This is a genomic window from Halobacteriovorax vibrionivorans (genome assembly GCF_003346865.1).
GTDB classification, from domain to species: Bacteria; Bdellovibrionota; Bacteriovoracia; order Bacteriovoracales; family Bacteriovoracaceae; genus Halobacteriovorax_A; species Halobacteriovorax_A vibrionivorans.
Genome location: NZ_QDKL01000001.1, coordinates 877,638 through 902,994, shown reverse-complemented (window position 1 = coordinate 902,994; position 25,357 = coordinate 877,638). Strand labels below are relative to the sequence as shown.

Sequence of the window (25,357 nt, the reverse complement as noted above, 5' to 3'; positions counted from 1 at the left end):
TATCCGATATGTCTTAAGCGATGAATTAAGTAGGATAATTTATGAAAAAAGCAATTCAGTTAAAGTTATTAGTTTGTTCACTTTTAATGGTACCGGGCAGTGCAAAAGTTGTTTTCACTGGAACGAGCTCGATTGGTAGTGGAAGCAGTAATACTTCTACCACTGGTAGCGTTGATGTTGGGCCATCTAGCCGATCGACAACAGTTGAATGTCGAAGAGATAATGCTGTATCTTACGGATTTATGAAAACTCTTCTTTTGGGGAATACTCCAAAATTTACTGTTGCAAATGGTAAAGTGATCATTGATATGCCAACACGAGTATCAGCATGTATTTCAGATATTAGTGCAGAGGCAATCACCAATCCTGTCGATAATAATATTTACTTGAAATTTGACGTTCAAGTTGATTCAAGTGCATATCCTGCTGGAAGTGACTCAATTGAAAAAGAATATGAAAAGTGTATGAATCACTTGGCCGGTGGCGATCCAAATTTCTTTAAGGTTCAAAATCTTATCGATAAAGGACACCTTGCATCTCCATCACGTATTACAATTGATCACCCAAATATTGATCAATCAAGAAATTCAGAACTTGTTATTGCTTCAACAAATAAAGATTTAGATTATCGTGATGATATGCCATTTGGTTTAGCATCTGTTGCACAACATACATCTTTTTCTAAGCCGAGTTTTAATTGTATGGACTTTGCAAAGCCAGCAGAAAGAAAAATTATGGCAAATACGACACCAGAATACGACCTACGTGAGGAAGCAATTGCTGCGTGTAACGGAAAGAATTTAACGGATATTGCAGATAGCTTAAAGAAATTAAGAAGTTCATCTGGTGGTAACTATGATGATTTAACAAGACTTCTTTCAGGAATTCAGCATTCTTTAATTGAAGATGAAGTTGAAGAAATGGTTACAAGAATGGAGGAAATCGAAAGAGATATTGCTCCATCTGCTGAAGATATTGAAAACGGTGATGAATATGGTGTTAGCCGAGATAAGCGTAAAGAACTTTTACGCGAGTATGCAAATCATATGAATAAGTTTTCAAAAGAATTAATCCCAGCTCTTAAGAGTGAATTAGAGCATCTAATGACTGAATATGATGAGCTTGGTGAAAGTACTGAAGATGAAAGACGTAAGGATCAAATTACGGATAAAATTCAAGAGATAAATGATCTTATTGCAAAATTTAATCGTCAAAATGAAAATGGTGCTGAATATAAGCGTGTTATCGCGGCCCTACGTGAAGAAAATATGCAAACTTCAGGACGTAAAGTTTTAACTGGAATTATTCATGCTCAAGAGTTTTCTAATGTAAAACTTGAGGGTGCAAATAAGAGAACTGTTGATAAGGCAGAGACAAATAGTGATAAAGCAATTAGTCGACTTGAAAGAGGGACACTTGCTGACTGGGGTGATGAGGCTTTACTAAGAGCTGGAGATAAATCACCACTTGCTAGACGTCGAAAGATCATTCAAGGTCTACAAGAAAGAGCAGCGAAGGATCGTCAGCAACAACAAGCTAAGTTAAGTGCTTATGATGATTATATTCAATCATATGCTAAAGATTTAGTAAGTAGTTACTGTACTTCTGGTGGGAATTATCAAGATTGTATGACGGTTCAAAGTACTTATGTACCATATATTTATAATCAATATATGGGGTGGAAACAAAATAGTATGAGCGATTATAATTCATATTTTAACAATAGATATGGAAGTGCGATCTCTGAACAGAGAAGTACTCTTGGTCGCTTTAATAATATTTACCGTACAACTCAGCTTAATAATCTTCAATCACAATTAGCATCTGCTTCTTCAGGAAGCCCTTTTGATCTTTGGACTGGAGATACTTCAAGTTACTCTAATGGTATACCAGGGTTTAATTTAGACTTAGGTGGACTTGGACAAACAAACTTTCAAACATCTAATGGTTGGAATGGTCAGGGGAACTTTAATCTGATGGGTAATCAAACAAGGTCGCCAAGCTCTGGTAATTGGTCAAATCCTTGGCAATAATTAAAACACAAATTAAGAAATAAAAAAGGCTCCTTAAAGGAGCCTTTTGTTTTTTAGAATTTTATATCTGCACCGATGTAAATTAAGTAAGTGTCATTTGTTTCATTTGGTGTTGCCGTGTTTGAGAAGGCGTAATAGTCACCAACAAAGAAGTAACCGATATTAGTATTAATCGATACTGAAGTATTCCACTTGTAAGAAAAGTTTGAATCAATTTCAAAACCTAGATCATCCGCTTGATTTGCAGCGGCAGTAAATCTCTTATTCTTTTCGTGGTTAATAGCATCTGATCCGGCCGTTGCAGTTTGATCAGCTTTTGCCCAAATAACTGAATTTGTCCAAGACCATGTTCCTGAGTCATAGCGATGGGCAAACTTAGCATAAGTTGCATTTGTTATTGATGAGTTGAAAACGTTTTGAGTTGTATCTCCAATTGCACCTAAGTTATAGCGAAACATGATATTCGCAACTTGGAAGTTTGGATTAAGGTACATGGCCCCGTAAGTTTGATTGTCAGCTTCTGAACCACTAACCATACCAACATCTAAATGTAGGGAATGGTTTGTATTTAACTTATAAGTATTATTTAAAAGAAATGCCTGAGCATCAACTTCTGTATCAGTTACACCAGGATAGATTTCACCCATATCACCAGACATTAATGGAACTTCAGCTTCTACTGTATATTTTCCAAAAGTCTTTTTGAAGTAAAGGTCAATCATCGTCACACTAGATGAACCAAGTTCTGTTGCAGTTCCGTCACCGTCAACATCAGCAAATACTGATGTTGAACCACCTGATGTGTTCTTGTTGTATAAAGCACCAAACGTGAATTCACGGTCTAGATTTTCATATAGTAATGAAATACCCATCTCTCTGATTCGACCTGTTTTAGTTAGATTGTTTGCTTTGATTTTTGAGTAGTATGGAGAGAATTTAAAATTACCGATTTTAAAATCAATTGTTATACCATCTCTCATTGATGCAAAACGAGAACCAGCGGCACTTCCATCATTATATACAGCACCTAGACCCCAGTTAAATTTCTGACGGCCAACTGTGTAAGTTGCTGTGTCTGAAAAGAATACTGCATTTGCTTGAGTCAGGTTGATTTCATTACTTGTTACTGTATTAAAAGAATAACGAGCATTAGCAAATGAACCAGTTGTTGTTGCATCTGTTGTTCCAGTTTTTGTTCGGCCATCATTTGATGAGTCACCAAAGTTTCCACCGTAACCATAACCAGAAGTTAATTCTGCATTGATCGTCGTCGAATCATTTACAATGATCGTTGGTTGTAACTTGAAAATATATGTTTGAAAATTGGCTGAATCTGGATCGGCATCTCCAATATCAAAAGCTTGGTCACCGTTAGTAACTGCACCAGGAGTTTGAGTAACTGAGCGATTGTAATCTCCAAGTGAGTGCATATCTGTTTGAAGTTCACCATGCCAATCAATTGGTAGTGCGAAAGAAGTTGACGCTAAAGTGGCAAGAATTGCGGCCTTATTTAAATTCTTTAACATAAGTTGTTATTCCTTTTATAATTGGATTAAATTGTAATGAAATAATATAAGATGACTTGATGTAACGTCAAAAAAATAGGTGTTTTCTTAAATGCTTTTAAAACGATTAAAGATATTATTACTATTATCAGTGCCTTTTGTTGCATTGTGTGTCATTTTTGTCGTTAAAACAATAAATGACGCAGACTTAAGTCAGGTCATTAGTGGCAAGCTAAGTGAGCATGAGCAAAAATCTGTTATTTTTGAAGAAGGCAGCTTTATTGTTAAAGATGAATTCTTGTTTTTTAAAGCAAATTCAAATGACGAAAGGTTCACATCTGTTTTTAAAAATAAATTTGAAAACTTCAATGAAAGAATTTTAAGTATTAATGAAACATTTGAATTAAAAGCTCTAAGAAATAATAATTGCCACTATAATCGTTGCCTACAGTATAAAATTCCATTTTATAATATTCCAATTATTCTCTCTAAAGGTCTTATTGGAATTGAGGACTTTAGATTTCTCGATCATATTGGGATTGATTATATTTCAATCCTGCGTGCAATCGTTGCTGATATTAAAGCAGGTGCCCTTGTTCAGGGAGGATCAACTCTAACACAACAATTAGTTAAGAATATATATTTCACTAATGAAAAGTCCTTCAGTCGAAAAATTAAAGAAGCAATTCTTGCTGTATATATCGATTTTAAATTTGAGAAGTCAGATATATTAGAAGCTTATTTTAACGAGGTTTTTTGGGGAAGCCTTGGTGGTGTCAGGGTAAAAGGTGTTCATACTGCAGCGGTGCTGTATTTTAATAAACCTATTTCAGAGCTTGATCCATATGAATCTGCCATTCTTGTTTCGATGTTAAAGGGACCTGGGTATTACCATCCTATATACCGAACAGAGAGATTAAAGGGACGAGCTAATTTCATTTTCAATAAACTACAGGATTTAAATCTCTTTGATTCAAATGAGTCTTATCAATGGAGTGATGAAAAGTGGGATCGCTGGAGGCAGGGACTAAAAGACTTTCAAGAGAAAGGTTTTTATGAAGCAATCTATCTTACAACGACACGTAAAAATAAAGATAAGGACTTGAATGAGTATCGTTTCTTTAAAACTGTCGTAGCATCCAAGGGTCTTTTAGAAGACCTTAAAAAAATAGAAGAGAATTTAGCTGTTAAAATATCATTTGGGCCAAAAGACAAAGAAACCTTTTATTATTCAAAGTTTGAGAGAAATGTAGAAAAGGCCCTTTTAGAAGAAAGGCATGGTGTTGGTTCAACCTTAAAGCCTGTCTTGTATCAAATTTATTTACAGCATGGTTATAAAATCGATGATCTCGTTTCAACTGAGCCAGTTACTTTAGACCTTATAAGTGGTGTATGGACACCATCTGAGTCTCATACTCCAGATGCTAGTGAATATCCAATTTCTCAGGCTTTACAAGAATCCCTTAATAATCCCATTGTCAGGCTAGCAAGGGATATTGGTTTTGAAAAAGTTGAAGAGGATCTTAAATCACGTATTGCAGATATAAAGACTCCGCTGTCGCAATATCCAGCTCAATTACTTGGAGCTGTTGAGTTATCTGTACATGAGTTGCACCAAGTTTATCGCGACTTTTTAGAAAAAGAATGTGAACAAGGCTCTCAAGTATATGAAGCTTTGGCCGATCCTAGAAAAACTACTATCAGACGCATGGTAAAGCCGGCCCTTAGAGATCAGCACTTCTTTGGTAAAACAGGTACATCTAATAATGGTTTTGATAATCTCTTTGTGGGATACGATGGCCATGATCTTTTCACCATTTGGGTTGGATATGAGGGAAGTCGTGCCAATAAAAAAGGTTTGAGATTATACGGGAGTACGACCGCGTTCAGATTGTATCAGGAAATTATCCTATATTCTGGCCAGCGCATTGCATCTTTAGCCTGTGAATAATTGCCGATTTTTAAAAATATCTTGTCAAAAAAAAGATATTAGCTTATATATTACATACATATCGACATTGTTGGGGTATCGACAAGTGGCTAAGTCAGCAGATTTTGATTCTGCCATTCGAAGGTTCGAGTCCTTCTACCCCAACCATTTTTCTCACGGATCAGAGAAAGGGAAGAGATCATGAAACGGATCGTTCTTGTATCAGGCACGTCAAATCCAAAACTTTCATCCGATATTTCAAAAATCTTAGATGTACCCCTTGTTGATCCTCAAGTAACAAAATTTGCAAATGGTGAAACTTTCTGTGAAATCGAACAAAATGTTCGTGGAGCTGATGTTTTCATTATTCAATCAACTTGTGCTCCAGTAAATGACAACTTGATGGAATTATTGATTATGATTGATGCACTTAAGCGTGCTTCAGCAGCTTCTATTACCGCCGTAATCCCACACTATGGTTACTGTCGCCAAGACCGTAAGGTCTCACCAAGAACGCCAATTTCAGCAAAGTTGGTCAGTGATTTAATCACTGTAGCAGGTGCCTCACGTGTTATCACAATGGATCTTCACTCAGGCCAGGTTCAAGGTTTCTTCAATATACCTTTTGATAATATTTACGCCTCACCAGTTCTCGTTGGTCATATAAAGCGAGAATTAGTTGGTGATAATACAATCTTTGTTTCACCTGATGCTGGTGGAGTTGAACGTGCTCGTCACTATGCTAAAAAGTGTAAGTGTGACATTGCGATGATTGATAAGCGCCGTACAGGAAAGAATGTGGCCAAGGCCATGAATATAGTTGGTGATGTTAAAGGAAAAGACTGTATTATTCTCGATGATATGATTGATACTGCTGGTACTTTGATTGAGGCGTGTAATGCATTAAAGGAAAATGGTGCAAAGAGTGTCGTTGCTTGTGCGACACACCCTGTTTTCTCTGGTCCTGCAATTGAGAGAATTACTAAATCTGATGCCTTATCAAAGGTGTTGGTTACAAATACAATTCCATTGAGCAAGGCGGCCATTGATAGTGGTAAGATAATTTCAGTGTCAGTAGCTGAAATATTGGCCAAATCGATACATCGAACGTTTAATAACGACTCTGTTAGTTCATTATTTTTATAAAACGGGTTAATTATGAATTATTTAATTGTGGGGCTTGGTAATCCAGGTTCTGAATATAAAGGTACCAGGCATAATATTGGCTGGGATATTATGAATTTTATCAAGCCTGTTAAGGACTTGAATTTTAAAGAGAAGTTTAAGGGCATTTGGTCATCATTTGAAACAGATGAAGACAAATTCTATGTACTGATGCCACAAACATATATGAATTTAAGTGGTGAAAGTGTGATTCCTTTTGCTAATTATTTTAAAGTTGAAGCAGAAAATATCTTAGTTATTCACGATGAATTAGATTTACCATGGGGAACGATCGCATTTAAAGACGGTGGTGGCCTAGCTGGACATAATGGACTTAAGTCCATTGCAGGACAATTAGGTCATAATAATTTTAAACGTTTACGAATGGGAATTGGTCGTCCAACCCATGGAGATGTTTCTAGCTGGGTTTTGGGTCGTTATCACGGCGCTGAAGCTGACTTTATTGACGATTATTTAGAAAAAGCTTCAAAAGCTGTTGAATGTTATGTAAAAAATGGTTTCAAAACAGCGATACAGCGTTATAAGAAGAAAAAGTTATTAGATTTAGGAGATAAGTAATGGCCCTTAATTGCGGGATTGTAGGACTTCCAAATGTCGGTAAATCGACTATTTTTCAAGCATTAACTTCAGCTCCAGCTGAAGCTGCTAACTTTCCATTTTGTACGATTGAGCCAAATATCGGAATTGTAAATGTTGGTGACCAGCGTTTATCTAAGATTGCTGAAATTATCGGTCCACAAAAAGTTATTCCAACAATAGTTGAATTTGTTGATATTGCAGGTCTTGTAAAAGGAGCTTCAAAAGGTGAAGGTCTTGGAAATCAATTCCTTGGAAATATTCGTCAGGTAAATGCAATTGTTCACGTTGTTCGTTGTTTCGACGATCCAAACGTTGTTCATGTTCACGGTGAAGTTAATCCAGTTGATGATATTGAAACAATCAATATGGAACTTGCACTTGCTGATCTTGAAGTCGTTCAAAGAAAGCAGGCAAATCTTCCAAAACTTATGAAGAATCAAAATAAAGAGATTTCTTCAAAAGCTAAAATGCTAGTACCTGTACTTGAGAAATTAGTTGCTCATTTAGAGCAAGGATTCGCAGCTCGTATTCTTGAATTAGATAAGGATGACTTAGAGTTAATCCGTGATCTTAACCTAATCACTTTAAAGCCAACTTTATACCTTTGTAATGTTGATGAAGACAGTGTTGGTGAAGATAATGAATATGTTAAGGCCGTTAAAGACTTCGCAGAAAAAGAAGGCTCACGTGCAATTAAAATTTGTGGAAAGCTTGAGTCAGAAATCTCAGCTCTAGATAGTGAAGAAGATAAAGCTGACTTTATGGAAGCTGCTGGTATTGAAGTTTCTGGTTTAGAAACTCTTACTCATGAAGCATATAATATGCTTGGTCTACGTACATACTTTACTGCTGGTGTAAAAGAAGTTCGAGCATGGACTTTTAAAAATGGTGCAAAAGCTCCAGAGGCTGCAGGTGTAATCCATACTGATTTTGAAAGAGGTTTTATTAAGGCAGAGATCTATCACTATGATGATCTTATCTCTAATGGATCAGAAGCCAAGGTTAAAGAAGCTGGAAAGCTTCGCATGGAAGGTAAGGAATATGTTGTCAAAGATGGTGATATTATTCACTTCAGATTCAATGTTTAGTTAGTTATAAAATATATCGAAATGAAAAAGGGCCTCTTTTGTAGGCCCTTTTTTATAGTTCAACTTGAGATGAAATTTTTCGTTTTGCTTCTTTAGGTCGATTGGTATTAAAGGTCGACGCGATACTCTCTTCAAGAATATATTTATCTTTCATTAAATTATAAAAGAAATAATTTCTATAAATGAGTTTTACATAAAGTCTTGTTTCTTTATATGGAATTTGTTCAATTTGAAAGATTGGATCATCTAAATCCATTAGTTCTTTTGACCAGCGTTTTACTTTGGTTGGACCCGCATTGTATGAAGATAATGCATAGATAATATTCCCATCAAACTTATTTAAAAGACCTTTGAAGTAGCGAACACCAGCATCAATATTCTTATGTGGCTTGAAAAGCTCTTCTTGTTTTCTAAATGTTGTCATCTGTCTTGCTGTTGCAGGCATCAGTTGCATCAAGCCAAGTGCACCTACGGCAGATTTAGCTTCAGGATTAAATGCACTTTCTTGTCTAATAATTGAAAGTACTAATAGTGGATCAATATCAGTATTCACATCTTTTATCTTATCGAGATGTAGCACCGGAAATAGTGTTGTGATATCTATTTTAGAAGGCCTAATTAAGTTTAAATCAATAGTTCGAGAAACCAGTTTAAAACTTGATAAGAAGTCCTTCTTATTTTTAAAGTAATGAAGAAAATAATTAAAGATTGCAACTCTTTGATCTTCAGTGGTCAACGTATCAATTTTAGCTTGATTAGCGATGTCTTTCTTAGGATCAAGCCTAATGAATTCATAAATGAGCTTATCAACTTTACCGTAGTACTTTAGCTCATTCCAAATTCGAGATTCTTTAATATTGCGTTGTCTTAGTTCGGTAAAGTCACTTAGAGTAAGTTCTGGAAGCTTAATAGTGTTCTTATGAAAGTAGAGTGATTTAACATATTTCTTATCAAACTCTGGTAGGTATTCTTGAGCAACAATTGAATAGAAACTCAATGGATTACCTTTAATCATTAACTTGAAAAGATGTTTAGAGAGTGATTCGTTTCCATCTTTCATGTAACTATATGCAATCCAAAACTTTGTTTTTGTATACAAGTTTGAGAATTCATCAATTAGATTATAATTTTGGACAGTGACAATACTCTCTTTATAATTTTCTTGTTTGATCGAATTCCAAAGTAGAAGAAATAAGGATTCATTCTTTGTTTCACTGTCGTAACTTATTTCATATGAGCGTGCAAAGAATCGATTTGCATTCTTTATATCACCATTATTTAGTAGAAGTTTACCAATATAGCGTACTCGTTTCCAAGCTGACTTCTTATAAATATATTCATTATTGCTTTCTTCAAATCTTAAAAACTTTTCTAAGTCTGTTTGAATATTTTTATTATTTTTAATAACTCTTTTAAGCTTATTGTATTGTTTGATAAACTCATTAGTAATAGTGAGCTTATTCTTTTTGATACGATGAAGGTTACTTTGGAAAAGGTATGTGATGTCCTTATCGAAATCGATATGTGAATAAAGATTAGAGTCAATCTTTAAGCCTTCGATTAGAGTAGTCTCAATGAGTTGCTTTTTTATATACTTATAAACTTTCGAATTCTTATCAATATTGTTTAACTTATGAGTGAAAAGAGAGTTTCTTGTGGTAGCTAAATGCTTTATTGCCTTATTAAAGTTACTCTCATCTTTTACGATTTGCGGATAGAATTTATCATCAATAAGATAATTAACAGTGTGGTAGCAGTAGTCTCTGATGTTGCTAACAAATTGATCTTCTACTCTGTTGATACCTTTACTTTTAATATTACACTTGAAGTATTTATTCTTTCTGAGGTCTTCTTTTAGGCTAGATAGAAAATCGAGATGGCCAACATATGATTTGAAGATCCCACCAGTCTTTATTGCTTTCTTTGCATTATTAATTGAATAATTAGAAAGCTTCTTTCTTCTTAAATTGCGCTCAATTTGTGCAATATGACGAGCCGCTTTGATCTCACGATCTTTTGTTGACTGCTTTGCTTGAGCCGTTGTGAAGTAACTCATACTTACAACGATTAAAAATGTAGATAATCTCTTACCCGATAAATTCATTAAAACGACCTTCCATATCTTTGAGTTTGGTCACTACTTCATTTAGGATAACTTTCTTATCCTCTGGAACAACTTGTTGTAAGTTCTTTAAGTAGTTACAAATCTCATCAATGTAGACGGTGTCTTCTTTAAATCTTGTTTGGAAATACTCGACTGTCAGATTTACTTCATCTGCTACATCAGTAAAGTAGTCACCGTCTCTAAATGTTAAACTTCTTTCGAAGCCAGTATGTCTTAAGCCTGCAAGGTATTTTTTTAGTTTGTATAAAGGGCCAGCTACCTTGTGCGTGAAAAATAGAGTCACGATAAATACAAGGATTCCAAAAAACGCTTGGCAAAGTATTAGGAAATTCAATAAATCGCTTTTCATAGTATTTATATGTTCAGCGGATTGTGGGAACTTCTCTGAAATATTAGAAAGTACTTGATAAATAACTAAGGGATAAAATGCACTTAGAACTAAAATGACAATGCATATCAAGATACTAAATTTCAATTGAAATTTAGAGTCTACAATGATGATTGATCTCTTATATGGTTTAGACACAAATTCTCCAAATCTAAAATTAGTTTCTATTGTAATTATAACATCTTATAGATTTTGTTGTAGGGCAAAAATTTGCTTTACTGATTGAATAAGTCCTCAATATTTAATAGAATCCACAATGAAAATAGAAAGAAACCGAGCGAGTTACTATGATAAATATTGAAGCAATTAAAACGAAATTAATTGAGGTTAAAAACCCTAATACACAGAAGTCTCTACTGGATGAAAATCGATTCAAAGATATTCATGTAGATGGAAATAAAGTGACTCTTGTCTATAATCGAGATGAGATTACTGCACCTCAAAAACGTGATATTGAAGATGCAATTGTTAATAGCCTTGCTGATCTAGTAAATGAAGATGACCTTTTCATTAAAACAGTATCAACTCAAGAAGCACCTAAATCACAGGCTGAGAAAAAACCACAGCAGCAAAACGCACAACTGCAAGTTGGTCACGGTAAAGCTGCTCCTCAAAAAAGAGATATTCCAGGTGTAAATAGAATAATCGCAGTATCATCTGGTAAGGGTGGTGTTGGAAAGTCTACAGTATCGGTGAACTTGGCCCTTGCTCTTAAGAATGCAGGAAAAAAAGTAGGCTTACTTGATGCTGATATCTATGGACCTTCTGTCCCAATGCTACTTGGTGAAAGAAATGCAAAACCATTAGCTACTGATGATAAGAAAATTGCCCCTATCGAGGCACACGGTTTAAAGTTTATTAGCTTTGGTTTATTTATTGAAGAAAAGGATGCTGTTATTTGGCGTGGTCCAATGCTAGGTGGAGTTCTAAATCAATTTCTTTTTGATGTTGATTGGGGCGAGCTAGATTATCTTGTTCTAGACTTACCTCCAGGAACTGGAGATGTTCAATTATCGATAGCTCAAACACTTAAGCTTGATGGAATCGTTGGTGTTTCAACACCTCAGGATGTCGCTCTTTTAGATTCTCGTAAAGGTTTTAACATGTTTGAACAAGTTAATGTTCCTGTTTTAGGGCTTGTTGAGAATATGAGTTACTTTGCTCCTGATGATATGCCAGAGAAAAAGTATTATATTTTTGGTGAAAAAGGTGGAGAAGCTATCGCAAAAGAGCTTGGTTATCCATTCTTAGGTGAGGTTCCAATAGAGATCGCTCTTAGGGAATCATGTGATAGTGGAAATCCTTATATGGCCAATAATTCATACGAAAATAGGCCGGTATGGAATGCTTATTCCGGTATTGCAAAAAAGATCATTGAGTTAGAAAATGGTGGTGACGAGGAAAAAGGTTTTTTCTCTAAAATTTTCAAAAGGTAATGAATGTCCATCATACAGAAAATAGAAGAGCAGTGCTCTTTTAATTTTACTGGTCGAATCAATATTTTAAAACAAGCTGATCGCCAGTTTCTCGGTGTTGTATATATCAATGAAGGTGAAATTGTCGCAGCTCAGTTTTCTCAGAAAACAGGAATAAAAGCTCTATATTCTCTTGTTATCTTCGATATGGATGGAATTGAAAATTTCACCTTAGTCGCTGAACCAGAAGTGGTCTCTGATAGTGACTTTGAATTCAAATTAAAATTTAGTGAGTTTAAAAAAAATGCTGAAAAAGCATATCAAGAACATCGTCAGTCCTTATCTTTAAGGCCACCAGCAGATATTCACATTTTAATCAATCCTGCGTTCATAAAAGTTGGAAAAAAGACTGGTGCAAACGAATTTTTACTATTAAAAACTATAGCTGAATACAGCAAAGTTAACGATATTTATACAAATTGCGAATTATTTGACTTTGAAGTAACTCAGGCCCTGGTAAGTTTAAGAAGACTAGGTGCGCTCAAAGTCGTTAAATAGGAGTATTTATGAAGGATCAAGTTCATAATCAAGGTGAGTTAAAAGAATTAAAAGTTAATATCGAGGCCGATGTTGTGGAATCTTTCCAGCATATGGCCGAAAACACAGGAATTGCTCTTGATGAGTTGATTGTTGTTGCACTTAAGAGGTTTAGAGCCTCTCATAGTGACTATGAAAAGAAAGTTTTTCAAGTCGACTAAATAGTTTTCATATATAGAGTAAACACACGAACGTGTGTTTACTTTTTCTACAGTGTTAAAAATTTAACAGTCTAATCTTTAATCAGACCCCCATTCTTAGTATACAGTGCAAGTAATTACAGCTACTTACGGTCTTAGTGTATTTGTTCACTTTGGCACGTTAGTTGCTTCTATATACACATAAGGTATTAGGAGCATTGTATGAAAGCATCAGCTATTTACAAAAAATTTATCATCACATCAGTACTATCAGGATCATTTCTTGTATTTGGTGGAATCTACCAAGGAATGTCAGTGACTAGTAACTCTTTTATGGAAAAGAAGGAAATTTCTTTTGAAAAGAGAGTTGATGAGAATTCTGATCGTATCGTTGCTTCTTCTGATCGTGATTCTGTAGCTGTTCAATACCTTCCAGTTGCTGAGTACTCACAAGTTATCAATGGAAAGTGGGAAGTCGTTAGAATAGAAGATCACGAAGGATTAGAAATTTATAATGAAGTTAAAAGCAATAACAAAAGAATTGTTGATATGGAGTTAATCGGAACAGGTCTTGTAAGATTAAATGAAAACGATGACTACACTTTTGACGTTTCTTTTCTTCATGAAAATAAAAAGAATATCTCTATCTTTAGAGCATTTGAAGATGGATTTGAATTAATTGAAGCAAGAAAGATTGTAGAAAAAGTTGTTGTTGAGCAAACATCACAAGAAATTGTTGATGAAGCTCTTGTTGAAGAAGAAGTAGTTGCAACAACACAAGATAGAAGAGAATTCGTTATTGAAAGAGCGATCTTACCAAGTATGAATAATAAAATGTTCCGTGGACATGATATTGATGGAAGCGTAACAGTTGGACCAAATGGAGTAGAGGGACTTTTCTTTACGGTATATGCGAACGGACAAGAGATTAATGAAGTTGTAGGTGACTTAAAACTAAAGGATGGAAACTCTTTTGAAGTTGAACTACAAGGTCAAAAATCAAGTGGTATCTTTTCTAAAAATGGTGAAAATGGTTACCGTTTAAGATTTGCAACAGGTCCATATCAAGGAGCACTTATTAATTATGTAACTTATGATGAGTTAGAAAAAATTAATATTGAGTTCGAAAAAATGGAAAGAGCTAAAGAAGAGTCTAGATTTCAAAAGGAACTAACTCAAGAAGGTAATGTTGAACAAGACATTAATATTATTCAACAAAACGTTGTATCAGCTGCTTATCAAGCACCAAAAGCTGAAGAAATCGAAGAAGAAAGATACGAAGAAGAGTATCAAGATGAAAGATATGACGAAGAAGAATACTATGAAGGTGAAGATAACCAAGAATTTGAAAGACAAGGATACGGATTTTAATCCAAGATAACTAGAGAGAAGAAAAACAAAGGCCCTCATAATTGAGGGCCTTTTTTTATATTATTAAATGCTCCTGATACGAACCGCTCGGGGTTGAACCCTCGCTCTCGATCAAAGTGTGCTCCTTGCGAGGGGAGCTAGCACTACAGCCAATAGTTTGCCTTGGGGCAAACTATGCTGCAGATGCTTACAATACTTTTTTAAGTTCTTCTTTTAGAAGAGGAACGATGTCGAATAGATCTCCAACAATACCGTAGTCAGCTTTAGTAAAGATTGGTGCATCTGGATCAGTGTTGATAGCAACAATAACCTTAGATGTTCTCATCCCTGCTAAGTGCTGAATAGCTCCTGAGATACCACAAGCAATATATAGTGATGGAGCAACAGTCTTACCTGTTTGTCCAACCTGCATTGCGTGAGGTGCGTATCCTGAGTCAACAGCAGCACGTGAAGCACCAACAGTTGCACCAAGAACTTCAGCAAGCTCTTCTAGTATTTTAAAGTTTTCAGCAGACTTCATTGCACGTCCACCAGAAACGATAATATTTGCTTCTGTAAGGTCAAGCTTCTCTGAAGCTCCTTTAACGATCTCTTTAATAACAGCTTTGATGTCACCAGCGTTTGCTGCAACTTCATTTGCTGTACCTGCACCAGCAGTTGGTGCATCTGGCATACCAAGTGCGTTAGGTCTTACTGTTACGAAGCCTGGCTTTGGTCCATCAAGTTCAACTTTAGCTAGAACCTTACCTGCAAATAGTGGTCTTGTTCCTGCGAAGTTATCACCTTCCATTACAAAGTTTGTAACTTCAGATGCCATACCTGCATCAAACATTCCCGCTAGTCTTGGCATAAGGTCTTTTGCAAGTGAAGTTGCACCTGCAAATACGTAGTCGTAATTTGAACCAATAAATTCTTTAAGTGCGTTTGCATAACCTTCAGGAGAATACTTATCTAAGTTGTCACCTTTTAGGTTATGTACATTAGCAGCACCATACTTTGCTAGGTCAGCTGTAGCGTTTGGACCCATTTCGCCAACGATTGCTACGTCAACTTCGTGTCCTGTAAGTTTACCTAGAATTTCAAATGTAACAGATTTAACTGATTCACCACTTGTTTCAGAAAATACTAATATCTTTGCCATTTCAATAATCTCCTTAGATAACTTTCGCTTCTTCTCTTAAAAGCTTAACAACTTCAGCAACAACAGATGCTTGTTGACCTTCGTCCATCGCATCAAATTTCTTACCAGCTGGCTTCTCTGGTGGAAGTTGGAATCCTGAGTACTTAACACGACGATCATCAGCAGATACACCTACATCTGATAGTGAGTGTTGAGCAAGAGGCTTTCTCTTTGCTTTCATAATACCTGGAAGAGATGCGTAACGAGGACTGTTTAGACCTTTGTTAGCAGCGATAACAGCAGGTGAGTTTACTTCGTAAACTTCAAGTGCTCCACCTTCTACTTCTCTTTTAAGAGTGAATTTACCACCTTCTTCTTCGCAACCATCAACAACAGTTACTGAAGGTAGGCCTAGCATTTGCGCTAGTAGTTGAGGAACTTGTAGACAGTCATCATCAATAGCTTGTTTTCCTGTGAAGATTACATCTGGAGTCTTACCTGACTTCTCAATAGCACCCTTAAGTGCTTTTGCAGTCATATAAGAATCTAGATTGTCATCGGCCTCAACAAGAATTGCATCATCTGCACCCATTGCTAGGGCAGTTCTTAATGCTTCTGTATCTTTAACACCACCAACTCTTACAACAGTTACAGTCGAGCCACTGTTTGCTGCTTTTGTTAGAAGTGCTTGCTCAACAGCAAACTCATCGTATGGGTTCATGATCCACTTAATCGAATTAGTTTCGATATAAGATCCGTCTCCGTTTGGAGTAACTTTAGTTTCCGTGTCTGGAACTTGTTTAATACATACAAAAATGTTCAATTTTAGCTCCTTGTAAAAATTTCCTTAGCAATTACTAATCTTTGTATTTGTGAAGTGCCTTCATATATTTGAATGAGCTTGGCATCTCTCATCAACTTTTCTACTGGGTATTCTTTACTGTAACCATATCCACCATATACTTGGACAGCGTCAGTTGCAACTTTCATGAACATATCAGCTGCTTTGGCTTTTGAATATGATGAAAGTTCTGGATTAGGTGTTCCGTTATCAATATGCCACGCGGCTTTCTGAACGAGTAGTCGCGCTGCTTCGATTTCGATTCCCATATCGGCAATTATCATCTGTATAGCTTGGTGCCTCGATAGGGGCACTCCAAATTGATTTCTTTCACTTGAATATTTTACTGCATGATCCATTGCGCACTGTGCACCACCTACTGCAGAGCTTGCTACCATTGGACGTGAATGATTTAGTGTGGCCATGGCAATTTTCCAACCTTCACCAACACCACCTAAAATATTTTCTTTTGGAACTTTCACATTTGAAAATGTAACGGCTCTAGTGTCTGAGCAACGATGGCCCATTTTATTTTCTTTTTCACCAAGCTCGATTCCTTCTGCTTTGGCATCGATAACAAGGGCCGTAATTCCCTTGTGTTTTTTTGCAGGATCAATCGTGGCATAAACAACGAAGAGGTCTGCATAACCTGCGTTTGTTATCCACATCTTGTTACCGTTTAATAGGTAGTGATCACCATCTTCTTTTATTGTTGTCTTTATACCAGCCGCATCAGAACCATAACCAGGTTCAGTTAAGCAAAAAGCTGCAATCTTATAATCTTCTGTAAACGGAGTTAAAAACTTTTTCTTTTGCTCATCACTTCCACCAATAACAATAGGAAGAAGTGCTAAGTCATTGGCCATAATCGAAGTATTCATTCCGAGACAACCGTAAGCTAGGGCCTCTGTGATAATCATTGAATCAATTGTCGTAAATCCGGCACCACCATATTCTGCAGGTATGCAAGTATTAACGAGACCAAGCTCCCATGCCTGTTTTAAGATATCCATTGGCATTTGGGCCTTCTCATCAAATTCGCCAGCTTTTGGCATCATCTCATTCCTTGCAAATTTCATTGCAAGTTCACGAATTTCTTTCTGCTCGGAAGTTAATTCAAAGTTGATCATATTGGAACCAATTGTTCAAAGTTTTAAGTACCTTATTATAGATACCTTTTCAGTATTTAGTAAATAGGTAATAAGGACTTGGCACCAGGTGTCGCAACGAGAAAAGTTTATAGGATCAATTTTGTATTCTTGTTCTTCAATGTTTTAATTTTGTAATGCTCTTTATACTCAGAAAATGAAGGTAAGTCTTTTAATGGTTCTAAAACAAAGCTTCGGTTTCGAAAGTCTTTGTGCGGTATGGTGAGCTTTTCTTCTTTTACTTCTAAGAAGTCGATAAAAATTATGTCAATATCAATTTCACGAGGACCCCAGTGATAGCGGTGTTTTCGACCTAACCTCTCTTCGATCTCCTTACATATTTTCAAGATTGAAGTTGGGGAAAGATTTAAACAAGTGTTTATTTCTAGGGCAATATTAAGAAAGGAAGGTTGATCCTGCGGTCCATAGGGAGGTGACTCATAAAAGTGACTCATTTTGGCTTCACAGTTAAATGCGTCTTCTAATAACTTAGATGCGCTTTTGATTGATTCGATTCGGTCACCAAGATTAGTCCCAAGGCTAAGAATGATTCTCATTAATTACTATCTTCTTTCTTTTTAGTTTCTTGTTTTGTGGTTTTTGATGGCCTAAGAACTTTTTTATTCTCTTCAATAAATGAAGGGAAGTTTTGGTTCTTTGGTTTAGGTGGAGCTTTTACTCCACATGAACTAAGTAAAATTAATATTAAAAAAAGTTTAGAATTCAAGAGCAAGACTGACTCCCATGAGATCGGTACCAATATCAGCTCTAAAGAACCAACCAGGGACTAATCTTTTTAATGCCGTAATTCCAAAAACTGGCTCACTCTTCTCAACACTTGCAACTAAATCTTTTTCTCGTGCGGCTGCATCAGCACCAACCGCTGATACATCACCTGCACCAGGACTATCTGCAGTTGCAAATTTATATCCTGCATATGGCATAAATACTGTATAAAGTGGTCCTTCAAATGAATATTTTGCACGGAATATATATTGGTTTACAGCAGTGTCGATCTCTTCATTTGGAAAGCCTCTGATTAAGTGACGCCCAACACTTCCTTCTAGCCAAATATTCTTATCTAATTGAAAAGCCCAAGATGCATTATACTGAGTATTTGTATCTTCTTTACCTGCGGTATTAAAGCCATCTACTAGCCCAATACCAACAGAGACAAGATTATCATTTTTAATTATTCCGCCTTCTTGTGCCTCTTCACTATAAATGTCCTCATCTAATAAAGTAGTATCATCATATAGTGATTCGCTATCAGTAATTCTAAATTCACTTTCTTCTGCTGTATTTGCTTTACCATATGCAGAATCATCACCTCGAAGTACTTCAACATCTTGGTTCACGAAAATATTTGAATAAATCTCTTCATTATAAATCTTAGTGATTTTAATTGCTGCTACATTATTCTTTTGTTTTGGAACAATACCTCGTACTACAGGTTCTTTGTTGACTAAAATAGTAATGTAATCACCTTTGGCAAAACTATCTTGACCATTACTAATGAGAAGAATTCGTTTTGTTCCAGATACACTTATAATCTTTTCTTTGGCCAAATCGTAATTGGAACTATTTGAGAAATCACTGATAGGTGATTGCGCAAATGAAAAGATTGAGAAGAATACTATAGTAAATAGTTTAAAAACATTCATACGGAAAAATTGTACATTGCATGAAGAAATTAGTCTAGGCGGTTAATATTTAATTATAATTAAAAAGGAACCGATGGGTAACTATATAGATTGTTACTAAAAAAGGGGTTTTAGACCATGAAAAAAATATTTTTACTATTCCTAGTTTCAACATTAACTTTCACATCTTGTTCAAACAACGAGAAGAAAGGTGAAGAAGTAGCAGAAACTCAAGCTGCTGAAGAAATTTCAATTGATGATTCAGACTTTGTCGTTGATGCAAATGAAGAATTTGCTGATCTAGAAGAAGTCGCTGATCCAACTGCAGAGCCTACAATGGAAGCAGTTGCAACAAACGAAGAACCAGTTGATGAAGTATTGCTTCAGGAAAACGTTCAACTCGAAAAAGAAGTTGTTGTTTCTAAAACTGATACATATGAAGTACAAAAAGGTGAAACACTTATGTGGATCGCTTTTAAATTATATGGAGACTATAGCAAGTGGCGTGATGTTCAAGCAATGAATCAAGAAGCACTTGCTGATGGACTTCAACCAGGTGACATCATTAAGTATGAAAGTGGTCAATTTAACTGGAATCCAGTGGGTCTTCCTCATCTTATTCGTAAGGGTGAGACTCTAGGTGTAATTTCAAAAGACAAGTACGGTACACCAGCAAAATGGAGATCAATTTGGGATAACAACAGAGAAATGATTAAAGATCCAAACTTAATTTTTGCTGGATTTACTTTATATTACATCCCAGAAGAAAGAGATGTTGCTTCCAGCCCAATGTAAATCGTGTATAATAAATCAAATGATATAAGAGCTCTCATAATGAGAGCTCTTTTTATTTGAGAACTAATGAAATTTTATATTTTTATATCAATATTATTTTTAACTTCTTGTACCTATTTATATAAGGACGATAAGGGATATCCATATAATTACGAAGTTGATTTTACTTCTAAAGATTACCTTGTTCATCTCGAAGGTGTAGCAGAATTGTTTATCAAAAACAATAAAGTTAAGAGGCCCTCAAGAAGATCAAATAGATACCTACAAAAGATAGCTCGTGAGCTATATTTAAATAACCAAAGTCTCTTTGTGAAAGATGATTTTGGAATTAATTTTTATATTGTTGAAGATAATAGAAATTTTTACTTCTCACTTCCTAGAAATAACGTCTTTATGTCTCGCGGAGTTCTGCGTCGATTTATGAATTCCGAAAGTATTTTTGTTTCAGTATTAATCGGTGAATTATTAAGAAGTAAAATTGGTATATATGAAAAGAATAAAATCATACCGCTTAATTCATATACGGTAAAAGATATGATTAGACTTAATCGTCTAGACTTAAATGCAAAACGAGACTTAAATAACCTTGTTTATGATGTTTTAAAGAAATCTGGTTATGACCCTGAAGCAAGATTGTTATGGCTACAAACACTGAATAGGCAATCGCTTAGTTTCTCAACTCAAGAGGTTTATTCTCGAGACTTATCAAAAGAAGAGTTCCTGCTTAAGAATTATATGGTTCAAAGCACAAAAGATGAAAATCTTATTTTTGAAAAGAATTCATCAAAACAATTTTATAAGTTCAAAGAAAGTATATGATATGGAAATAAATGAAGTTAAATCTATTTTAGACCAGCAGGGATATTCTCAAGAGAGTTGGAACCTTACAAAACTTTCTGGCGATGCTTCAAGTAGAGAGTATTATCGATTAAAAAACGAGAGCGAAAGTTTAATTGTCTGTACAGAAGAGCCAAATGGACAGCAGAGTCGTGATTTTAATTTGATCACGACACTCATTGAAAAAGATATTAACACTCCAAAAATCTATCTTTATTTACCAGAGATCTCTCTTCTTATTCTTGAGGATGTTGGTGATATTTCTTTGAAAGATTATTATCTTAAAAATGGACTTACGAAACATATACAAGCAGTAAATGATATCAAATCTTACCAAAGACTCCCTTTAGAAACTTGTCAAAGTCGATATTTCGATAGAGAGAAAATTGGGTTTGAATTCGATTTGGCCCTTCAATTCTTTTTAGAAAAACATTTGAAACTAAACCTAAATGAAGACGAAAAAATTGTCATTGCAAGTGTTAGAGAGTTATTGATTAATTACTATGAAGAAAATAAAAAAGTAGTATGTCATCGTGATTATCATTCTAACAATCTATATGTGAAAGCTGATGAGCTCTATCATATCGATTATCAAGATATGCGAGTGGGGCCAGCTATGTATGATTTAGTATCTCTGGTAGATGACTGCTATATACAATTTTCAGACGAAGAAAGGTCAGTTTTATTAAATTCTTTTGATAGTGAATTTAATTCAAAATATTTAAAAGATTATCAGATAGTTCAGATACAGCGAACTTTTAAAGCACTGGGTAGTTTTGCTTATCTTAGTATTGATAAGAATAAAAATGGATATCTTCCATTTATCAAACCTAATCTAAAGAAGTTAATCGATGTTTTAAAGTTAAGAGATGAAGACTCTTTCGTGCGTTTTGCAAAGATTCTTGAAAGAGGTAGTGATGATTAAGACATGCTTTATCGCAAGTGCAGGTTTTGGTACGCGAATGGGGGAGCTTGGAAAGGTTATTCCAAAACCCTTGTGGCCATTTCTAAATTTAAAGATGCTTGATTTACAAGTTGCTTATGCTAGAAATTTAGGTTGCGAGAATATTTATATAAATTCTCATCATTGCCATGAAGAAATGCTTGATTGGGCAAAGGACAAAAATGTAACTCTGTTGTATGAGCCTGAAATTCTAGGTAGTGGTGGGTGTATACATAATTTGAAAAAAGTTGTTGATAACGAAATTATATTAATTATTAACTCTGATCAGTTTTACTTCTTTGATTTTGAAAACATAAAATCGGATTATTATAATTTAGAACGTTGTGATGCTGTTGCACATTTGTATGCCATAAATGTCGATGGTAATTCTAGTTATAATGAAACTGTTTTAAAAGATGGGCACTTAATTGATATTATTCCACATGAGGGAAGTGGGGATTATTTCACTTATTCTGGTGTCGGACTAATCAATCTTGGAAAGGTTAATTATACACCTGGGTCTTCTGGATTTTTTAAAACAGTTTGTGATTATAAGTCGTCAAATGTATTGATGAGCTTACCAGATAATCCTGTCTTTTTAGATCTTGGAACTTTAGATAAATACTTAAGCGTCATTAGTAAGCTTGATGAAATACCTAATGTGATAGTTAATTTTTTAAAAGGTATTCCTGAGTTAGATACTTCAGATTTTAAATCACAAAAAAAGATGACTTGGTGTGGGGTTACTTTTGATTTCGAGAATAAGTTAATTAAATATAATGGAGCTTCTTACTCCTTTTGAGACACTTCTTTAATACAATCGACAGGGCAAACAAGCGTGCATGCATTACATAAAGTGCATGCCCATGGTTCTATCGTATATTTTCCTTTGTCCATAAAAATAGCCTTTTCTGGACAAATCAGCCTGCAGTTATCACACTCTATACAACGTGAAGAAATTTCGAGATAATAATCCATATATTGATTATATCAAAAAATTAAAATTGAAGGGAAAAAGTGCACAATACTGACACATTAATATTTAAATTGCTTAATATTTTATTTGTGATATTTTCGCTGTTTTTTCTGCATACATGCTTCTCTTTAGATGCCGATGTCTCTGCATTAAACTTTGAACGCTTTGTCGGGATTCTTGGAAGTTATAAACTTACAACGGCCCTCGCATTATTTTTACTTTTTAAAATTATGTATATGGGAGAACTTACTGTCGTTGTGATGGCCGTTTTCGTATTAAATATATTTTACAAAGTCTTCTCTCTTTTCTTGGTTGAGTATGACAAAATCATCTTACTCTTTTCAGTAGTTTTCTTGTTAGTTGCATATAATATGATCCTCCTTTTAAAAGAGGAGCTAGGCCAGGCTATTTTTAAGCCTAACTTTAATAAAGAGAATTTTAATTTTGATAAATTCTGTATTTTAGAGGGGAGTATCTTCTTATCATCAGGCTCAAAGATACCTGTCAAAGTTTCTAATTGTGATGATAAAGGTATTGTTATTTTTACAGATGAAAAAATATCTAAAGGTGAAAAATTAGACTTTGAATTGGATTATGAAGGCGCAAAATTTAGTGATACATTTAATGTTGAGTTAGTTTATGAAAATGGCTATGGCCTTAAGTTAATAAATTCAAGCTCAAGTGGAAAGTATAATTGGAATACATTATTTAATATTTTAAAGAGAAGAGGAATTGTCTCTTATTAAAATTCAAGGAAGAAGTTATGTTTAAAGTTCTTATTTTTTGCCTATTGCTAATAGGCTGTCAGTCAAATAATAGTCCGGAAGGAGTGTTAAAATCATTTATTGAAAAGCGCTTAAACGATAAGATCAGTGTTGATGACCTTGAAGATTACCTTACTGGTGATTTACTTGAGGAGTACACTCAAGCTCTTGGTGAAGACCCTAATAAATTAAACGAATCAAATGAATTTTCAGATAGCCGCTTTAAAATTGTCTATAAAAACTGTAGTGGTGATGAATGTTCAATAACTTACACTCTCTCATATGAAGCGGATGCAACGGCAGAAGAATCAAAGAGAGATGTTTCCATTTCTGTCAAAAAGATCGCTTTAATTGTTAAAAGAGATGAAAAGTGGTTCATTTCAAATATTAGTGATGTAAAGTCATTCTACGAGTTTAAAGAAGAAGATATTCGTTAATATAATTTAAAAGTTACCGAATAGTTTAATGTGAAGAATAAGAAAATACTTGAATTTACATTAGAAAGTCTTGTTTATGAAACATTTGATATTTTGGAACCTAATGAGTCTGAGGGGATTAAATTAAAATATATTTCAGACACAAGTTCATATCGAGTTGAATGGGACACTAAGACTCTCGATTTTCCAAAAAGCTTTGCATTAATACAGGATTTAATTAAAGGCTGCTATTTAGATTTAAAATCTTATGATGTTGATCTTGATAGTGCCTTAAAAGAATTCTTCAATACTACGGAAGATATTTATTTCTATGTTTTTGGTGATGATTTATATTTGAGATTTAAGGAATATGCAGACATAAAAAAAGCGGCTTAAAAGCCGCTTTTTTATTTTTATAAAGTCATGTAATAATTTTTTAGCATCAATGCGTCTTCTTCTAAGTTTGGTGAATTACAAATCATATATCCACCACAACCATTCTTTTTAAGAGACTTAAGTAGGGCCTTCCAATTAAAGTCTGATTGCTCAAGGTTTAGATGCTTAAGGTCACCCTTAGAGTTAGTGCTGATACCCGAAATATGAATATGCATATTTTGGATAGCTTCTTCACTTAATTCTTCTTTTAACTTACCAATAACCATGTCGAATTCTTCTTCGCTATTATACTGATTAGTACGTGCGAAAAGGTGTGAGAAATCCATACAAGGACGACATGAATCAACGTTTTTAGTAAGGTTAATAAGCTCTTCAAGAGAACCAAATTGAGATGTTTTACCTGTTAGCTCAGGTCTTAGTTCAATTTCGATATCAAGGCGACTTAGTCTTTCTTCGATTACATTCATACTCTTTTCTACAAGATCGAAAACATCGTATGGTGAATCTTTCATATAGAAAGCAGCGTGGAAAGTCATAGATTCAGCACCACATAGATCTGAGATCTTTGCTGTTTGAATGATTCTTTCAACAGAAGAGTCAATTTTATCTTGTTCTCTTGCGTTTAAGTTGATGTAGTAAGGGCCGTGTGATGTCAAAGGAACACCTAATTCATATGAAACTTTTCTTAGGTTTGATGAAACTTCTTCTTTCATTCTAACACCGTGTGCAAACTCTAGTTGCATACAGTCAAGACCTAGTTCGTGAATTCGTCTTACGCCTTCTACTGGATTGTTCTTTTTAGCTGTTGAATTTGGAACACCTGCTGTACCGAATAGTAGCTTACCTTGCATCAAAAACACCCCTTTAATTCTATAATTTAAACGTTAATGCCTTGTGTATCACAATTACGGATTCGACAATAGGTGCGCTGCGAAATGCTTGCTTGCGCATAGCGCTTACAGTGACTATTATCAATTTGTAATTTAGATGACTTATAGCCGGAATTTGGATTTGGGTCTATAATTAGAGATGATCTTGTAAAAAAAATAGGGACAAAATTTTGTTTAGTGTATTTATTTCATATCTTTTAAGCTTTTTTATTATCTTCATTCAGATATTTTT

Annotated in this window: 27 protein-coding genes and 1 tRNA gene; 17 read left to right on the top strand and 11 right to left on the bottom strand. The window is 34.8% G+C overall.

Going from position 1 to position 25,357, the window contains the following annotated elements; all coding sequences use genetic code 11:
- The first annotated feature begins 41 nt into the window (after window positions 1-41).
- Window positions 42-2,033 (top strand): coiled-coil domain-containing protein, encoded by a 1,992-nt coding sequence (locus DAY19_RS04425; protein ID WP_114705962.1) that lies wholly within the window; start codon window positions 42-44, stop codon window positions 2,031-2,033.
- 53 nt (window positions 2,034-2,086) lie between these two features.
- On the opposite strand, the gene DAY19_RS04420 is transcribed toward DAY19_RS04425, so the two are convergent.
- On the bottom strand, window positions 2,087-3,559 hold the full coding sequence (locus tag DAY19_RS04420) for a hypothetical protein (protein ID WP_114705961.1): 1,473 nt from the start codon (window positions 3,557-3,559) through the stop codon (window positions 2,087-2,089).
- 91 nt (window positions 3,560-3,650) lie between these two features.
- On the opposite strand from DAY19_RS04420, the gene DAY19_RS04415 reads away from it, so the two are divergent.
- The 5 genes from DAY19_RS04415 to ychF all read left to right on the top strand — a co-directional run bounded on the left by DAY19_RS04415 (window position 3,651) and on the right by ychF (window position 8,320).
- Window positions 3,651-5,489, top strand: coding sequence for a transglycosylase domain-containing protein (locus tag DAY19_RS04415; RefSeq protein WP_114705960.1), 1,839 nt, complete (start codon window positions 3,651-3,653; stop codon window positions 5,487-5,489).
- 71 nt (window positions 5,490-5,560) lie between these two features.
- Window positions 5,561-5,636 (top strand) — tRNA-Gln (locus DAY19_RS04410).
- 30 nt (window positions 5,637-5,666) lie between these two features.
- Window positions 5,667-6,614 (top strand): ribose-phosphate diphosphokinase, encoded by a 948-nt coding sequence (locus DAY19_RS04405; RefSeq protein WP_162929729.1) that lies wholly within the window; start codon window positions 5,667-5,669, stop codon window positions 6,612-6,614.
- Between the two features lie 12 nt (window positions 6,615-6,626).
- Complete coding sequence (gene pth, locus DAY19_RS04400; protein ID WP_114705958.1) at window positions 6,627-7,211, top strand: aminoacyl-tRNA hydrolase; 585 nt, start codon at window positions 6,627-6,629, stop codon at window positions 7,209-7,211.
- Entirely contained in the window at window positions 7,211-8,320 is a 1,110-nt protein-coding gene (gene ychF / locus DAY19_RS04395) for a redox-regulated ATPase YchF (RefSeq protein ID WP_114705957.1), read from the top strand. Before pth ends, ychF begins: the two co-directional genes overlap by 1 nt.
- A gap of 52 nt (window positions 8,321-8,372) precedes the next feature.
- On the opposite strand, the gene DAY19_RS04390 is transcribed toward ychF, so the two are convergent.
- Both DAY19_RS04390 and DAY19_RS04385 read right to left on the bottom strand, forming a co-directional pair.
- The gene (locus tag DAY19_RS04390; protein WP_114705956.1) at window positions 8,373-10,424 is read right to left on the bottom strand and encodes a lytic transglycosylase domain-containing protein; all 2,052 of its coding nucleotides are present in this window, start codon (window positions 10,422-10,424) and stop codon (window positions 8,373-8,375) included.
- Window positions 10,408-10,971 (bottom strand): hypothetical protein, encoded by a 564-nt coding sequence (locus DAY19_RS04385; RefSeq protein ID WP_114705955.1) that lies wholly within the window; start codon window positions 10,969-10,971, stop codon window positions 10,408-10,410. The genes DAY19_RS04390 and DAY19_RS04385 overlap by 17 nt, the downstream gene beginning before the upstream one ends.
- Before the next feature lie 149 nt (window positions 10,972-11,120).
- On the opposite strand from DAY19_RS04385, the gene DAY19_RS04380 reads away from it, so the two are divergent.
- The 4 genes from DAY19_RS04380 to DAY19_RS04365 all read left to right on the top strand — a co-directional run bounded on the left by DAY19_RS04380 (window position 11,121) and on the right by DAY19_RS04365 (window position 14,356).
- On the top strand, window positions 11,121-12,269 hold the full coding sequence (locus tag DAY19_RS04380) for an Mrp/NBP35 family ATP-binding protein (protein WP_114705954.1): 1,149 nt from the start codon (window positions 11,121-11,123) through the stop codon (window positions 12,267-12,269).
- A gap of 3 nt (window positions 12,270-12,272) precedes the next feature.
- Window positions 12,273-12,806, top strand: a complete 534-nt coding sequence (locus tag DAY19_RS04375; protein WP_114705953.1) for a hypothetical protein — start codon at window positions 12,273-12,275, stop codon at window positions 12,804-12,806.
- Between the two features lie 8 nt (window positions 12,807-12,814).
- Window positions 12,815-13,006: a hypothetical protein gene (locus DAY19_RS04370; RefSeq protein WP_114705952.1), complete on the top strand. Its 192-nt coding sequence runs from the start codon at window positions 12,815-12,817 to the stop codon at window positions 13,004-13,006.
- Window positions 13,007-13,207: 201 nt separating this feature from the next.
- Complete coding sequence (locus DAY19_RS04365; RefSeq protein ID WP_114705951.1) at window positions 13,208-14,356, top strand: hypothetical protein; 1,149 nt, start codon at window positions 13,208-13,210, stop codon at window positions 14,354-14,356.
- 187 nt (window positions 14,357-14,543) lie between these two features.
- Here the strand turns inward: DAY19_RS04365 and DAY19_RS04360 are convergent, their stop codons facing one another.
- The 6 genes from DAY19_RS04360 to DAY19_RS04340 all read right to left on the bottom strand — a co-directional run bounded on the left by DAY19_RS04360 (window position 14,544) and on the right by DAY19_RS04340 (window position 19,129).
- Window positions 14,544-15,497, bottom strand: coding sequence for an electron transfer flavoprotein subunit alpha/FixB family protein (locus DAY19_RS04360; protein WP_114705950.1), 954 nt, complete (start codon window positions 15,495-15,497; stop codon window positions 14,544-14,546).
- Window positions 15,498-15,510: 13 nt separating this feature from the next.
- Complete coding sequence (locus tag DAY19_RS04355) at window positions 15,511-16,299, bottom strand: electron transfer flavoprotein subunit beta/FixA family protein (RefSeq protein ID WP_114705949.1); 789 nt, start codon at window positions 16,297-16,299, stop codon at window positions 15,511-15,513.
- 2 nt (window positions 16,300-16,301) lie between these two features.
- Complete coding sequence (locus DAY19_RS04350; protein ID WP_114706246.1) at window positions 16,302-17,444, bottom strand: acyl-CoA dehydrogenase family protein; 1,143 nt, start codon at window positions 17,442-17,444, stop codon at window positions 16,302-16,304.
- A gap of 110 nt (window positions 17,445-17,554) precedes the next feature.
- Window positions 17,555-18,022, bottom strand: coding sequence for a 2-amino-4-hydroxy-6-hydroxymethyldihydropteridine diphosphokinase (folK, locus tag DAY19_RS04345; protein ID WP_114705948.1), 468 nt, complete (start codon window positions 18,020-18,022; stop codon window positions 17,555-17,557).
- Window positions 18,022-18,192, bottom strand: a complete 171-nt coding sequence (locus DAY19_RS15210) for a hypothetical protein (RefSeq protein ID WP_158536782.1) — start codon at window positions 18,190-18,192, stop codon at window positions 18,022-18,024. The genes folK and DAY19_RS15210 overlap by 1 nt, the downstream gene beginning before the upstream one ends.
- Window positions 18,182-19,129 carry a hypothetical protein gene (locus tag DAY19_RS04340; protein WP_114705947.1) on the bottom strand — a complete coding sequence of 316 codons (948 nt, stop codon included), beginning with the start codon at window positions 19,127-19,129 and terminating at the stop codon, window positions 18,182-18,184. The genes DAY19_RS15210 and DAY19_RS04340 overlap by 11 nt, the downstream gene beginning before the upstream one ends.
- 117 nt (window positions 19,130-19,246) lie before the next feature.
- Between DAY19_RS04340 and DAY19_RS04335 the strand changes: the two genes are divergently transcribed.
- The 4 genes from DAY19_RS04335 (at window position 19,247) to DAY19_RS04320 (ending at window position 22,485) form a co-directional block, all read left to right on the top strand.
- A complete protein-coding gene (locus DAY19_RS04335; protein WP_114705946.1) occupies window positions 19,247-19,903 on the top strand; it encodes a LysM peptidoglycan-binding domain-containing protein in 657 nt (218 codons plus the stop codon).
- A gap of 66 nt (window positions 19,904-19,969) precedes the next feature.
- Entirely contained in the window at window positions 19,970-20,722 is a 753-nt protein-coding gene (locus tag DAY19_RS04330; RefSeq protein WP_114705945.1) for a hypothetical protein, read from the top strand.
- 1 nt (window position 20,723) lies between these two features.
- A complete protein-coding gene (locus tag DAY19_RS04325) occupies window positions 20,724-21,665 on the top strand; it encodes an aminoglycoside phosphotransferase family protein (RefSeq protein WP_158536781.1) in 942 nt (313 codons plus the stop codon).
- Window positions 21,658-22,485 (top strand): nucleotidyltransferase family protein, encoded by an 828-nt coding sequence (locus tag DAY19_RS04320; protein WP_158536780.1) that lies wholly within the window; start codon window positions 21,658-21,660, stop codon window positions 22,483-22,485. Before DAY19_RS04325 ends, DAY19_RS04320 begins: the two co-directional genes overlap by 8 nt.
- Here the strand turns inward: DAY19_RS04320 and DAY19_RS15520 are convergent.
- Window positions 22,473-22,661 carry a 4Fe-4S dicluster-binding protein gene (locus DAY19_RS15520; RefSeq protein ID WP_114705942.1) on the bottom strand — a complete coding sequence of 63 codons (189 nt, stop codon included), beginning with the start codon at window positions 22,659-22,661 and terminating at the stop codon, window positions 22,473-22,475. The two genes, DAY19_RS04320 and DAY19_RS15520, sit on opposite strands and share 13 nt — an antisense overlap.
- Window positions 22,662-22,748: 87 nt before the next feature.
- Here DAY19_RS15520 and DAY19_RS04310 point away from each other — a divergent pair, with 87 nt between their 5' ends.
- The 3 genes from DAY19_RS04310 to DAY19_RS04300 are packed head-to-tail and all read left to right on the top strand — an operon-like array spanning window position 22,749 to window position 24,235.
- Window positions 22,749-23,405 carry a hypothetical protein gene (locus DAY19_RS04310; protein WP_133296881.1) on the top strand — a complete coding sequence of 219 codons (657 nt, stop codon included), beginning with the start codon at window positions 22,749-22,751 and terminating at the stop codon, window positions 23,403-23,405.
- Window positions 23,406-23,422: 17 nt separating this feature from the next.
- Entirely contained in the window at window positions 23,423-23,860 is a 438-nt protein-coding gene (locus tag DAY19_RS04305) for a hypothetical protein (protein WP_114705940.1), read from the top strand.
- 30 nt (window positions 23,861-23,890) lie between these two features.
- Complete coding sequence (locus tag DAY19_RS04300; RefSeq protein WP_114705939.1) at window positions 23,891-24,235, top strand: hypothetical protein; 345 nt, start codon at window positions 23,891-23,893, stop codon at window positions 24,233-24,235.
- A gap of 17 nt (window positions 24,236-24,252) precedes the next feature.
- Here the strand turns inward: DAY19_RS04300 and DAY19_RS04295 are convergent, their stop codons facing one another.
- Window positions 24,253-25,086, bottom strand: coding sequence for a TIM barrel protein (locus tag DAY19_RS04295; protein ID WP_233500245.1), 834 nt, complete (start codon window positions 25,084-25,086; stop codon window positions 24,253-24,255).
- Between the last annotated feature and the right edge of the window lie 271 nt (window positions 25,087-25,357).